The following is a 12,313-nucleotide window of genomic DNA, read 5'->3' as shown; positions in this document are numbered from 1 at the left end:
TTTCTGCCGCCCGTTTTCTCGCGCTGTGGCTGAGCCCGCACATCAGCCCGTACATGGCGGTGGCAGACGCCCGTACAGGCCGAATTTGAAGATCACCTCACGTTTTCGCAACTACCCGAAAGGAGAAAAACGTGAGTGTCAAACACTTCAACCAACGCCAACTGGCGGACCGTTGGGACGTCAGCGAAGCCACACTGGAACGCTGGCGGTCCGAAGGAATCGGTCCGGTCTTTCTGAAACTGCAAGGGCGAGTTCTCTATCGCCTTGAGGACGTCGAGGGCTTCGAGTCCGACAGCCTGCGCAAGAGCACTTCCGAACGCGTCGATGCGGGAGGGGCGGCATGAGCGACCTCACCCCCGATCAGGTGCTGGCCACGCCAGCCGGTGAACTCGCCGAGCGGTCCAGCGAGTCGCTCTTCCAACTGAAGAACGACGCGGCCGATCTGCTGGCCGCCGCGAAGGCCATCGTCGAGCACGTCGATCGCGCTCTAGATCTCCGGTACGCACAGCGCGCCCACCAACTGCGTCTGGCGGCCGGCAAGGACACCGGTGCCGTGCATTTCGATGACGGCCATGTCCGAATCACGTCCGACCTGCCCAAAAAGGTGGCCTGGGAGCAGGCGCAGCTGTCCGTCATCGCCGCACGCATAGCTGCCGCTGGCGACAAGGTCGCGGATTACATCGACACCGACTACTCGATTCCCGAGAGCCGCTTCAACAACTGGCCGCCGGCGCTCAAGGAGCAGTTCGCGCAGGCCCGCACCGTCAAACCCGGCAAACCGAGCTACCGGCTCGCCCTCGCCCAGGAGAACCAAGAATGAAAACCCTCTTTCAATCCTTGCAAGCCAAGCTCGGCTCCTATGCCGGCGAGCATCTGGCCACCACACTGCGCTACCAGGACCGCCACGGCAACGCCATCGACAAGCCCCTGCTCGAGGCGACCCTGGACGAAGTGGCGTTCGCCATTCAGACGCTCAGCGCCGAGGGCAGCGCCATCCACCGCCGCCGCAGCGCACTGGAAAGTCTGTACACCCTTGCTCGCGATCGTGGCTGCCTTGGCGCAGACACCGTTGGCGCGATCGCGTCGGAGGCGACGAAATGAATCAGCTCGTCGCCTTCAATTTCGAGTCCCACAACGTGCGCATGGTCATGGACGCTCACCTGGAGCCTTGGTTCGTCGCAGCCGACGTGTGTGCAGCGCTTGATCTACCGGAAACTCACAAAGCGATCGCCCGCCTGGACGACGACGAAAAGGGTCGGAATTCAATTCCTACCCCTGGCGGAAACCAGGACATGTCGGTGGTCAACGAGTCGGGCCTCTTCAACCTCGTGCTCGGCAGCCGCAAGCCCGAGGCAAAGCGGTTCAAGCGCTGGGTCACCCACGAGGTCCTGCCCTCGATCCGCAAAACCGGGTCATATGCGTCGGCCGGGGCGGTGGCCGCGTTGCCGGCGCCGACCCAGGACCGCGTCAACGCAATCCTGTCGATCGGTGAGGCAATCGCCAAGGTGCCGGGTGTCAAACCCGGCATCGCGATGGCGGCAACGTTGACAGTGATCCACGAGAACACCGGTCTGGTGGTCGAGTCCTTGCGCAAGGTGCTGCCGGCAGCCAACGAGCCGATCTGCAGCCTCAATCCCACCCAGATCGGCGAACGGATCGGGCTGTCGGCCCGTGCCGTGAACGCGCGGCTGCAGTCCCAGGGCTTGCAGTTCAAGAACGACCGCGACGAGTGGGAGCTGACCGAATCAGGCAAAGCCTGGGCCGAGGCGCTGCCGTTCTCGCGCAACGGGCACTCGGGCTACCAGATCCTCTGGAACCCGGGCGTGACCGACTTGATGCGTGAGGTGGCGTGATGGCACTGCCAATCATCTCCGCCGAAGAACGGCTCAAGGAACGCCACAGCGCCAAGGTCGGTCTGGTCGGGTTCCCGGGTGTGGGCAAGACCACGCAGCTCAAGACCCTGCCCGCTGACACCACCTTGTTCGTGGATCTCGAGGCCGGCGACTTGTCGGTGCGGGACTGGCCAGGCGACACGGTGCGTCCGCGTACCTGGCCCGAGTTCCGCGATCTGGTGGTGTTTCTGGCCGGGCCCATGCCGACCGCGAGTGCCGAGCAGGCGTTCTCCGAGCCGCATTTCCAGCATGTCTGCATCAGGTTCGGGGATCCGGCGCAACTGGCCAAGTACGACACCTACTTCGTCGACAGCCTCACGGTGCTCTCGCGCCTGTGCTTTGCCTGGTGCAAGACCCAGCCCCAGGCCTTCAGCGAAAAAACCGGCAAGCCTGACAACCGCGGCGCCTACGGCCTGCTGGGCCAGGAAATGATCACGGCGCTCACGCACCTGCAGCATGTGCGGGACAAGCACGTCATCTACGTCGCCATCCTGGAAGAAAAGACCGACGACTTCAACCGGCGCTTCTACCAGTTGCAACTGGAAGGCAGCAAAACGGCGCTGGAGTTGCCCGGCGTGCTCGACGAAGTCGTGACCCTTGCGGTCTTGAAGGCCGACGACGGCAGTAGCTACCGGGGCTTTGTCACCCGCGCCGACAACCCGTTTGGCTACCCCAGCAAGGACCGCAGCGGCCGGCTGGACGCCATCGAGGAGCCCCACCTCGGAAAACTCATCGCCAAGTGCCTGGGCCAGAACGCGCATGCACAGCAAAACCCATCGATCTAAAGGAAATCACATGAACGCCAATACCTCCAGCAACTGGAACGACTTCAACGACGCCGAAGCCCAGCACGGCGCGTTCGACTTGATCCCCAAGGGCACCATCGTGCCGCTCCGCATGAGCATCAAACCCGGTGGCCATGACGACCCCAGCCAGGGTTGGACAGGCGGCTACGCCACTCAGTCGTTTGACACCGGGGCGGTGTACCTGGCCTGCGAGTTCGTGGTCACTGGCGGCCCGTTTGCCAAACGCAAGATGTGGTCGAACGTGGGGCTGTTCTCCAGGAAGGGACCGACCTGGGGCCAGATGGGTCGCAGCTTCATCCGTGCCGCGCTCAATAGCGCGCGCAACGTCCACCCCCAGGACAACACGCCGCAAGCGGCGGCCGCGCGCCGGATCGACAGCTTCGCCGACCTGGACGGCATCGAATTCATCGCCCGGGTGGACGTGGAGAAGGATGCCAAGGGCGAAGACCGCAACGTGGTCAAGCTCGCAATCGAGCCGGACCACAAGGACTACGCGGCACTGATGGCGGGCGGCCACAAGGGCCCCACTGGTGGCGGCAGTCCCGCTGCGCCAGCACCGGTGGCATCCGCCTACGTCGCCCCGGCGCGCGCGGCCCAACCGGCAGTGAGCGCCAAACCCTCGTGGGCGCAGTGATGAGGGCCCATCATGAAATGCTGGGTCTGCTCACGTCAGGCGCGCGGCTACGGGCATACCGAAAATCGGCACCGGGTGGGCGACCCGCGCCGATACCCGATCGACTGGGTGTTCTGCTCGCGCCGGTGCCAGGACTCGTTTCACCGGCTGTACGGGTCGTGGACCCGTGCGCTGGACAGCGGTCTGCTTCCGGAGGTCGCCATGGTTGACGCCACGCCGCTGGAACAGGCCGCCATGCGCGCGTGCCTGAAGTTCTTCGGTGAGGCGGCCAGTGCCATCGGCTTCGACAAACCCCTCGGGGCCTATTCGGAGGCCGAGGCTTTGTCCGTCATCGACGCGATCGTCACCGCCTACGTGGACGAGATGGCCGCTCAGCATGAGCGCAGCAAGTACCCGCCCGTGCGCATGCCCCGCACGACACCGGTCAACGATCCGATCCGTGAGTCAGTACCCCCGCTGCAGGAGAACCCGTTCGCCGACATGAAGGACGACCTGCCCTGGGAGACGACGCCATGATCGACTTCAATTCATCGGCCAGTCTGTCCGGTCGGCTGCAGGAACTGATGGATCAGGCGCTCGAAGCCGAGCGGGACGCAACGCCAGCCCGCGAGTACCTGGGCGCATCACGCCTGGGCGCGGCCTGCGAGCGGCAACTGCAATACGAATATGCAAAGGCGCCGGTCGACCACGGCAGGGGCTTTTCGGGGCGGCTGCTGCGCATCTTCGAACGAGGGCACCGCACAGAGGACATGGTGATCCGCTGGCTGCGCCTGGCTGGCTTCAATCTCAAGACCGAGGACGCCAATGGCCACCAGTTCGGATTCTCGGTGGCGGGCGGTCGTCTGCGCGGGCACGTCGACGGCGTGCTGATTGGCGGTCCCGAGGGCTTTGCTTACCCATCGCTTTGGGAAAACAAGTGCCTGGGGGCCAAATCCTGGCGCGATGTGGAGAAGAACAAGCTGGCGGCCTCCAAACCGGTCTATGCCGCACAGATCGCGTTGTACCAGAGCTACCTGGAGTTGCACGAACACCCGGCGCTGTTCACGGCAGTGAACGCGGACACGATGGAGATCTACGCCGAGTTGATCCCGTTTGACGCGGGGCTGGCCCAACGCATGTCGGATCGCGCTGCCCGCGTGATCACCGCGAGTGAGGCTGGCGAGCTGCTGCCTCGTTCGTTCACTGATTCTGCCCATTTCGAATGCAAGTTCTGCGCGTGGTCGCAGCGTTGCTGGAGGACCAAATGACGGAGCAAGAAAACCACAACCCGCTGGACTTCAATGACTGCCCCGCGCCGGGCGTAAATAACCGCACTGCCGAGCGAGACCAGACTCGTGCTTCCTTGCTGGCGCGACTCGAACCGGTGCTGTTCACGCTCTTTCCAGCCGGTAAGGTTCGGCATGGCAAGTTCTACATCGGTGACGTCTTGGGCAGCCCAGGCGACAGTCTGGAGATCGTCCTGAATGGCGACAAGGCTGGTCTTTGGACCGATCGGGCGACCGGCGACGGTGGCGATATCTTCGACCTGATCGCACGCCATTTGTCTGCCGATGTGCACACCGATTTCGCCCACGTGTTGCGTTACGGCAGCGATCTAGCCGGTCGGGCCACTCCTGCACCGGTGCGCAAAGCGAAGCGGCAAGCGCCGGTGGACGATCTGGGTCAGGCGACCGCCAAGTGGGACTACCTGGATGCCAACGGCACGCTGATCGCGGTGGTCTACCGCTACGACCCGCCTGGCCGGCGCAAGGAATTCAGGCCATGGGATGCCAAGCGCCGCAAGATGACCCCACCCAATCCCCGGCCGCTGTACAACCAGCCTGGCTTGGTGCATGCCGACACAGTCGTCCTCGTCGAGGGTGAGAAGTGTGCGCAGGCGCTGGTCGATTTGGGCTTCTGCGCGACCACTGCGATGCACGGCGCCAACGCGCCGGTTGACAAGACCGACTGGTCGCCGCTGGCGGGCAAGGTCGTGCTGGTCTGGCCGGACCGCGACAAACCGGGCTGGGAATACGCCGACCGCGCATCCCAAGCCATCCTGGCCGCGGGCGCGCTGTCATGCGCCATCCTGTATCCCCCTGCGGAAAAGCGAGATGGCTGGGACGTCGCCGATGCGATCGAAGAGGGCTTTGACGTCCGGGGCTTTCTGACCACAGGCGATCGCGTTCCGGTATCAGTCCAGACCGACGCCCCGATTGAAGACAGGTTGGTCGAGGGCATCGAATGGACCACCGAGGATGGCTTGGCCAGCGCATTCACGCGCCGTTATGGCGAGGATTGGCGCTACTGCGCCCAATGGGGCAAGTGGCTGGTGTGGACTGGGATCCGCTGGAATCCGGACCAGTTGCTCTATATCCAGCACCTGTCGCGCAACATTTGCCGAGCGGCGTCCTTCAAGGCCGACACGCCACGACTGCGGGCGCGTCTGGCGAGCTCCTCCACCATCAGCGCCGTGGAGCGCATCGCCCGCAGCGATCCAAAGCATGCATCCATGGCCGAGCACTGGGACGGCGACGTCTGGCTCCTGAACACCCCCGGTGGTGTCGTCAATCTGCGCAGTGGCGTGGTCCGCGCCCACGATCGTGCCGATCGCATGACCAAGGTGTGTACCGCCGTGCCACAGGGCGCTTGCCCGACGTGGCAGGCCTTTCTGTCCGACGTCACGGGCGGGGACGCGGAACTGATGGTCTACCTGCAGCGCATGGTGGGGTACTGCCTGACCGGGGTGACCAGCGAGCACGCGCTATTCTTTCTGTACGGCACCGGGGCCAACGGCAAGTCGGTGTTCGTGAACGTGATTGCCACCATCCTGGGGGACTATGCCGCCAATGCCCCCATGGACACATTCATGGAAACGCGTTCGGACCGGCATCCGACAGATCTGGCCGGATTGCGTGGCGCGCGCTTTGTCGCATCCATTGAAACCGAACAGGGTCGGCGCTGGAACGAATCCAAGATCAAAACCATCACGGGCGGCGACAGGGTGTCTGCGCGCTTCATGCGCCAGGACTTCTTCGACTACACGCCGCACTTCAAGCTGGTCATTGCCGGCAACCACAAGCCGTCCATCCGCAATGTGGATGAGGCCATGAAGCGGCGGCTGCACCTCATTCCGTTCACGGTGACGATTCCGCCAGAGCGTCGGGACGGCAAGCTCACCGAGAAGCTGCTGCACGAGCGCGACGGCATCTTGGCTTGGGCCCTGGAGGGTTGCCTGCTTTGGCAGCAGTGCGGCCTGAAGCAGCCGCAAAGCGTCATGGATGCGACCGAGGAGTATTTCGAGGCCGAGGACGCCATGGGCCGATGGATCGAGGACCGCTGCGTATTGCATGGCAACGCTAAGGCGCTGACGTTCGAGCTGTTCAACGATTGGAAGCAGTGGGCCGAGAGCAATGGGGAGTTTTTTGGGTCGATGCGCCGGTTTTCGGACGCACTGTTGACGCGTCGCTTCGAGAAATGGCGCAACAGCGCTGGCATGCGCGGCTTTATTGGCCTCGGCTTGAGGGAGCCGACCAGCATCCCGCACCCAAGCTATCCCTACAACGACAACTGAGGACTTTCGATGGCAAAAACCACCGCCTCCGGCCTCGGTCTGACGCAGCCGACAACCCAGAACATTAACGTGCTACACGTGCGCGCGGGCGCACCTAAAGAGAAGTTACTTTATTCCGAGTCCGATGCGTCAGACCGCGTCGGCGGGGCCGTCGGACAGGAGAATCAGGTCAACTGCGCGTTGACCGTGCTGGCCCTTGATCTGGGCACCACCACCGGCTGGGCACTGCGCCCGCGCGACCAGCAAATCGCCCACGGCTTTGTCAGCCTGCGGCCGCAACGCTTTGAGGGCGGCGGCATGCGCTACCTGCGGTTCAAGCGCTGGCTGTCCGAGCTCAAGGGCATGGCGACCGACATCCACGCCGTGTACTTCGAGGAAGTGCGCCGGCACGCCGGGGTGGACGCCGCCCACGTTTACGGCGGCTTACTGGCCACGCTCACCAGCTGGTGCGAGCACCACAACATCCCGTACCAGGGCGTGCCGGTCGGCACGATCAAGAAGCACGCCACCGGCAAAGGCAACGCCGGCAAGGACGAGGTGATCGCCGCGATGCGCGCCAAGGGGCACGCGATCGCGGACGACAACGAAGCAGACGCCCTTGCCTTGCTGCACTGGGCCATCGAGACACAGGAGGCCTGAGATGAAGACTCCTCAAGCTCAGTACCCGTCGCCACTGGGCCGCATGCAGGGCGAGCGTGTCGATTTGGACGCCGTCAAGCAGCGCGGCTGGCAGGATCAGCACATCCTGGTCGTGTCCGATGATGACGAGCGCCTTGATGTCCTTGAGAGGGCGGTTGTTCGCAAGATTGGCAACCGCCTCTATGGCGGGCCGGCCAAGACGGGTCGCCATGACTGAATGGACCAGCGATGACGTGGCGAACCGGCTCATTGATGCGGCACGGACTGCTCGTCGGCTGCCGTCCGTGCGGGTCCAGGGCTACTTCAATGTCTGGCCTGCGTTTGTGCGCACGGCATATGAGCGCTTGGCGTGCGAGGACGTGCCAATGCCACGCTTCCCACCAACACCGGTGGACGTCGAGCAAATGCTCGAGGTCATGCAGTGGGTGCAGTGGCTGGAGGTGGAGCAGCGCCACCTCGTGTGGATGCGCGCTGATCGCTACCGGTGGTGCGACATTGCCAGGCGCTTTGGATGTGCCGTGCGGACTGCGCAGCGCCGTTGGGACCTGGCGATTGACATCGTCGTTATCCGCCTGGGCGAGGGTGATTGATTGAAGTTGAACGGCCAAGCGGCTGCCTTCGAACAAACGAGGAAGGACGCGGAGATTGGGCGAATTTCAGGGTGTCGCGATTTACGTGGAATCCAGCTAAATTCTATCTATGGTTGCGAGAGTTGTATCTCGCACAGGACCCGATCCCAGCCCGCCAAGAGCCAGCGCTCTCGGCGGGTTTTTGCATTTCTGAACCCCTTCGATGACTGCCCTTCAAATTCAGTACCGACCGATCGAGTCGCTGATTCCGTATGCCCGCAATGCGCGCACGCACAGCGACGAGCAGATCACGCAGATTGCAGCCAGCATCCGGGAGTTCGGGTTTAACAATCCAATCCTGGTCGATGGCCATCGCGGCGTCATCGCAGGGCATGGTCGGATCCTGGCAGCGCGCAAGCTCGAGATGACGGAACTGCCGGTGATCGAGCTGGCCCATCTGACCGACACGCAAAAGCGCGCCTTCATCCTCGCTGAGAACAAGCTCACGGAGCGTGCCGGCTGGGACAGCGAGCTGCTGTCGCTGGAGTTGTCTGAACTGCAGGACGCCGGGTTCGCTCTGGAGCTGACTGGCTTTGACGACGCGGAGATCCAGTCGCTGCTGGCCAAGGCGGGCGACGAGGGTTCCGGCGAATCTGAGGATGCCGCGGACGAACTGCCCGCCGTGCCGGTCAAGCCGATCAGCAAGACCGGCGACATCTGGGCCCTTGGCGAGCACCGCCTGATTTGCGGCGATGCCGCCAACCCCTCGGTGATCTCGGCGCTCATGGGGCAGGAGCGCGCTGCACTGTGTTTCACGTCCCCGCCCTACGGGAGCCAGCGGGACTACACCGATGCGATCGTCGATTGGGATGGGCTGATGCGCGGCGTGTTCGCCGCGCTGCCGATGGCCCCGGACGGACAGGTGCTGGTGAATCTCGGTCTGATCCACCGCGACAACGAAGTCATCCCGTATTGGGATGCGTGGTTCGCCAGCATGTGTGCTCAGGGCTGGCGGCGCTTTGCTTGGTACGTCTGGGACCAAGGGCCCGGGATGCCAGGCGACTGGAACGGTCGCTTGGCGCCGAGCTTTGAATTCGTCTTCCACTTCAATCGGGAATCCCGCCGGCCCAACAAGATCGTGCCATGTAAGCACGCCGGCCAGGAGTCACACCTGCGCGCCGACGGATCGTCGACGGCCATGCGCAAGAAAGACGGTGAGGTCGGAGGCTGGTCCCATGCCGGGACGCCGACCCAGGACACCCGGATCCCCGACAGCGTGATTCGAATCATGCGGCACAAGGGCAAGATCGGCGAGGACATCGATCACCCGGCTGTGTTCCCGGTTGCGTTGCCCGAGCACATCCTGCTGGCTTTCTCCAGCGACGGCGACGTGGTGTTCGAACCGTTCAACGGCTCGGGCACCTCTCTGCTGGCAGCGCAGCGTACGCGTCGCCGCTGCCGCGCCGTCGAAATCGCACCGGAATACGTGGACGTGGCGATCCGCCGATTCCAGCAGAACCACCCGGACGTGGCCATCACCCTCCAGGACACGGGGCGGTCCTTCGAAGAGGTCGCCACGCAGCGGCTGGGCATCGCGGAGCGCGTCGATGCGTAACCTGGTTGACCTCAAGATCGAAGTGCGCCCGGTTGCGGCATTGATTCCGCACATCCGAAACGCCAAGCAGCACTCGGACGCGCAGGTCGCCCAGATTGCGGCCAGCATCACCGAGTTTGGCTGGGGCGCACCGATCCTGGTCGACGGTCAGAACAACGTGATCGCGGGCCATGGACGGCTATTGGCGGCCCGCAAGCTCGGCATGACCGAAGTGCCGGTGGTGCCGATGGCGCACCTGACCGACATCCAGCGGCGAGCCCTGATCCTGGCTGACAACAAGATCGGCGAGAACGCGTCCTGGGACGATGAGCTGCTTGGCCTGGAATTGGCCGAGTTGAAAGACGGCGACTTCGATCTGAGCCTCACCGGCTTCACCGCCGATGAATGGGATGCACTGATCGCGGGCGACTCCAGCAACGAGGGCCTGACCGATGACGACCAGGTCCCAGAGGTTGCCGAGAACCCGATCTCGCGAACCGGCGACGTCTGGGTGTTGGGCGAGCACAAAGTGCTGTGCGGCGATGCCACGAAGGCTGACGACTACAAGCGGCTGCTAGGCGACGAGCTGGTGGACATGACCTTCACCGATCCGCCATACAACGTGAACTACGCCAACACGGCCAAGGACAAGCTGCGCGGCAAGAACCGCCCCATCCTGAACGACAACATGGGCGACGGCTTTGGCGCCTTCCTGTTGGCCGGGTGCCAGAACATCCTGAACGTCACCAAGGGCGCGGTCTACATCGCTATGAGCTCGTCGGAGCTGGATACCCTGCAGTCGGCGTTTCGATCTGCGGGGGGCAAGTGGTCAACGTTCGTGATCTGGGCCAAGAACACTTTCACCATGGGACGCGCCGACTATCAGCGCCAGTACGAGCCTATCCTGTACGGATGGAAGGACGGCGCCGACCACTACTGGTGCGGCGCGCGCGACCAGGGCGACGTGTGGCAGATCAAGAAGCCGCACAAGAACGACCTGCACCCGACCATGAAGCCCGTGGAGCTGGTGGAGCGCGCGGTGCGCAACAGCAGCAAGACACGCGACCTGGTACTCGATCCGTTTGGCGGGTCGGGCTCGACCCTGATTGCGTGCGAGAAATCCGGGCGACGCGCTCGGTTGATCGAGCTCGATCCGAAGTACGTCGACGTGATCGTCAAACGCTGGCAGGACTGGACAGGCCAACAAGCGTCACGGGAATCAGACGGGGCAGTATTCGTTCACGCCGCCAGCAGTGAATTGACGGCCGAGAGGCCTCGTAGGTAACAGAGCGTAAATCAGCCAACTCGTATCAGGATGTCACATTAAGGGTTATGTGCGTTCGTTAGGAAAACGGCTGAGGCGTTTCACCAAGCGAAAAAATCGCCGGTTGCGGCGGCATGGATGTCCTTGCAGACTCCGCGCCTTCAGAACGTTCTCTGATGCCCACCAAGGATGATCATGGATATCGCAGTTGCAACCACGCAGAAAAATTCAAAGGCACGGCGCTCGGCGACAACCCGACGCGCACGCGTTAGGAACACGGCCTCGGTTCTTCACCCAGAAATCGCCCAACCGAAGCAAACCGCGAAGCAAAAGGCGATCTCCGCAGTCAAGAGCTTTGTCGAGGAACGGCCACTTATGTGTGCCGGCGTTGCGGCTGCAGCTGGCTTCGCCTGTCTGGCGGTTGGGGCGATGCGATTCCGCGAAGACATGGTTGCATACCTCGTCGTTAAAGAGCTGCCGAAAGTGCTTGGAGCTGCCGGCGCCGGTGCTGGCGCTAGCCTTGGACTGTACGGCAGTGCCGGGGTGGCGATCGCTGGCATCGCTTTTGGAGTCCCGGCGCTCGCGGTATCAGCGCTAGGCGCGTGGACTCTGGGGCAGCTGGGTGTCGCCGCCGGCGATGTACTGGCTTCGGTTTTCGGCTCCTCGATCTGGGACATAGTCGCCGACCTGGGCTGGATCGGTCTGGGTTTGCTGCTGATCGGATGGGCAGCTGATCGGGTGGCCCGCAACAATCGAGTGGCCGCGCTGGTTGAACGCGCCAGAGCCGCAGTTCGCGAATTTGCACAGTCGGTGAAGGACGCATGGAATACGCTGATGCGCAGACTGGGACTGTTGCTCTCGTGAGAGCTTCAGAGCTCGCGAAAGCGGGTGATCACGGTCCGCCCAGGACGCTTCAACCCGCGAGCGACTCTTCGATGATCTCGCAGTGAATGACGTGGCCTGTCAGGTAAGGCATGCCGCGCGGGATGCCGTAGTCCCTGCTGGTCTGGCGCCCGATGGTCCAACCCATCCACTGCTCGATGGCCGCGTTGATTGCGTCCTGCACGTTCTTCCCTCGTGCCAGCCCGTTTTGCACGTCATCGGCGAAGTGGCGACCGTGGCGGCTGTCCAGGAAGATGCGGACCGATTCGAGCGACTCCCCGGTGGCATTCGAGATGGCGGCGATCGCCAGGGGCCACGCGGTGTTGGCGTGCTCGTTCATCGTGCCCCAAAAGCCCCAGGCATCGTTCTGGGTGGCGGGGATTGGTTGGTTGGTCATCTCGGGCTCCTTGGGGTTGATCGTTGCGATCTGTAGTAACGCGCTGTTTGATTGAGAAGCCAAGCGCCGCTTGGCCTCTTTCT

Annotated in this window: 16 protein-coding genes; 15 read left to right on the top strand and 1 reads right to left on the bottom strand. The window is 63.4% G+C overall.

The features are described 5' to 3' along the window. Nucleotides 1–131 precede the first annotated feature (131 nt). The 15 genes from JI739_RS05435 to JI739_RS05365 all read left to right on the top strand — a co-directional run bounded on the left by JI739_RS05435 (nt 132) and on the right by JI739_RS05365 (nt 11,815). Nucleotides 132–344 (top strand): DNA-binding protein, encoded by a 213-nt coding sequence (locus tag JI739_RS05435; RefSeq protein ID WP_201682791.1) that lies wholly within the window; start codon nt 132–134, stop codon nt 342–344. Continuing rightward, nucleotides 341–820, top strand: coding sequence for a hypothetical protein (locus JI739_RS05430; RefSeq protein ID WP_201682790.1), 480 nt, complete (start codon nt 341–343; stop codon nt 818–820). The genes JI739_RS05435 and JI739_RS05430 overlap by 4 nt, the downstream gene beginning before the upstream one ends. Continuing rightward, nucleotides 817–1,101, top strand: coding sequence for a hypothetical protein (locus tag JI739_RS05425; protein ID WP_201682789.1), 285 nt, complete (start codon nt 817–819; stop codon nt 1,099–1,101). The genes JI739_RS05430 and JI739_RS05425 overlap by 4 nt, the downstream gene beginning before the upstream one ends. Next, nucleotides 1,098–1,853, top strand: a complete 756-nt coding sequence (locus tag JI739_RS05420; protein ID WP_201682788.1) for a BRO-N domain-containing protein — start codon at nt 1,098–1,100, stop codon at nt 1,851–1,853. The genes JI739_RS05425 and JI739_RS05420 overlap by 4 nt, the downstream gene beginning before the upstream one ends. Beyond that, the gene (locus JI739_RS05415; protein ID WP_201682787.1) at nt 1,853–2,677 is read left to right on the top strand and encodes an ATP-binding protein; all 825 of its coding nucleotides are present in this window, start codon (nt 1,853–1,855) and stop codon (nt 2,675–2,677) included. Before JI739_RS05420 ends, JI739_RS05415 begins: the two co-directional genes overlap by 1 nt. A gap of 10 nt (nt 2,678–2,687) precedes the next feature. Continuing rightward, nucleotides 2,688–3,332 carry a hypothetical protein gene (locus JI739_RS05410; protein ID WP_201682786.1) on the top strand — a complete coding sequence of 215 codons (645 nt, stop codon included), beginning with the start codon at nt 2,688–2,690 and terminating at the stop codon, nt 3,330–3,332. A gap of 12 nt (nt 3,333–3,344) precedes the next feature. After that, nucleotides 3,345–3,848 carry a DUF6511 domain-containing protein gene (locus JI739_RS05405; protein ID WP_201682785.1) on the top strand — a complete coding sequence of 168 codons (504 nt, stop codon included), beginning with the start codon at nt 3,345–3,347 and terminating at the stop codon, nt 3,846–3,848. Continuing rightward, complete coding sequence (locus tag JI739_RS05400) at nt 3,845–4,579, top strand: PD-(D/E)XK nuclease family protein (protein WP_201682784.1); 735 nt, start codon at nt 3,845–3,847, stop codon at nt 4,577–4,579. Before JI739_RS05405 ends, JI739_RS05400 begins: the two co-directional genes overlap by 4 nt. After that, nucleotides 4,576–6,885 (top strand): phage/plasmid primase, P4 family, encoded by a 2,310-nt coding sequence (locus JI739_RS05395; RefSeq protein ID WP_201683322.1) that lies wholly within the window; start codon nt 4,576–4,578, stop codon nt 6,883–6,885. The genes JI739_RS05400 and JI739_RS05395 overlap by 4 nt, the downstream gene beginning before the upstream one ends. A gap of 180 nt (nt 6,886–7,065) precedes the next feature. Beyond that, nucleotides 7,066–7,524 (top strand): crossover junction endodeoxyribonuclease RuvC, encoded by a 459-nt coding sequence (locus tag JI739_RS05390; RefSeq protein WP_201683321.1) that lies wholly within the window; start codon nt 7,066–7,068, stop codon nt 7,522–7,524. 1 nt (nt 7,525) lies between these two features. Then, entirely contained in the window at nt 7,526–7,741 is a 216-nt protein-coding gene (locus tag JI739_RS05385; RefSeq protein WP_201682783.1) for a hypothetical protein, read from the top strand. Next, nucleotides 7,734–8,114: a DUF6362 family protein gene (locus JI739_RS05380; RefSeq protein ID WP_201682782.1), complete on the top strand. Its 381-nt coding sequence runs from the start codon at nt 7,734–7,736 to the stop codon at nt 8,112–8,114. The genes JI739_RS05385 and JI739_RS05380 overlap by 8 nt, the downstream gene beginning before the upstream one ends. 202 nt (nt 8,115–8,316) lie before the next feature. Then, on the top strand, nt 8,317–9,708 hold the full coding sequence (locus tag JI739_RS05375; protein ID WP_201682781.1) for a site-specific DNA-methyltransferase: 1,392 nt from the start codon (nt 8,317–8,319) through the stop codon (nt 9,706–9,708). Then, entirely contained in the window at nt 9,701–10,972 is a 1,272-nt protein-coding gene (locus JI739_RS05370) for a site-specific DNA-methyltransferase (protein ID WP_201682780.1), read from the top strand. Before JI739_RS05375 ends, JI739_RS05370 begins: the two co-directional genes overlap by 8 nt. Nucleotides 10,973–11,146: 174 nt before the next feature. Beyond that, a complete protein-coding gene (locus JI739_RS05365) occupies nt 11,147–11,815 on the top strand; it encodes a hypothetical protein (RefSeq protein WP_201682779.1) in 669 nt (222 codons plus the stop codon). Between the two features lie 49 nt (nt 11,816–11,864). Here the strand turns inward: JI739_RS05365 and JI739_RS05360 are convergent, their stop codons facing one another. Continuing rightward, nucleotides 11,865–12,230: a hypothetical protein gene (locus tag JI739_RS05360; protein ID WP_201682778.1), complete on the bottom strand. Its 366-nt coding sequence runs from the start codon at nt 12,228–12,230 to the stop codon at nt 11,865–11,867. Between the last annotated feature and the right edge of the window lie 83 nt (nt 12,231–12,313).

This window comes from Ramlibacter aurantiacus (assembly GCF_016722895.1).
Lineage (GTDB): Bacteria > Pseudomonadota > Gammaproteobacteria > Burkholderiales > Burkholderiaceae_C > Ramlibacter > Ramlibacter aurantiacus.
This window is presented reverse-complemented; position numbering and strand designations above follow the sequence as displayed.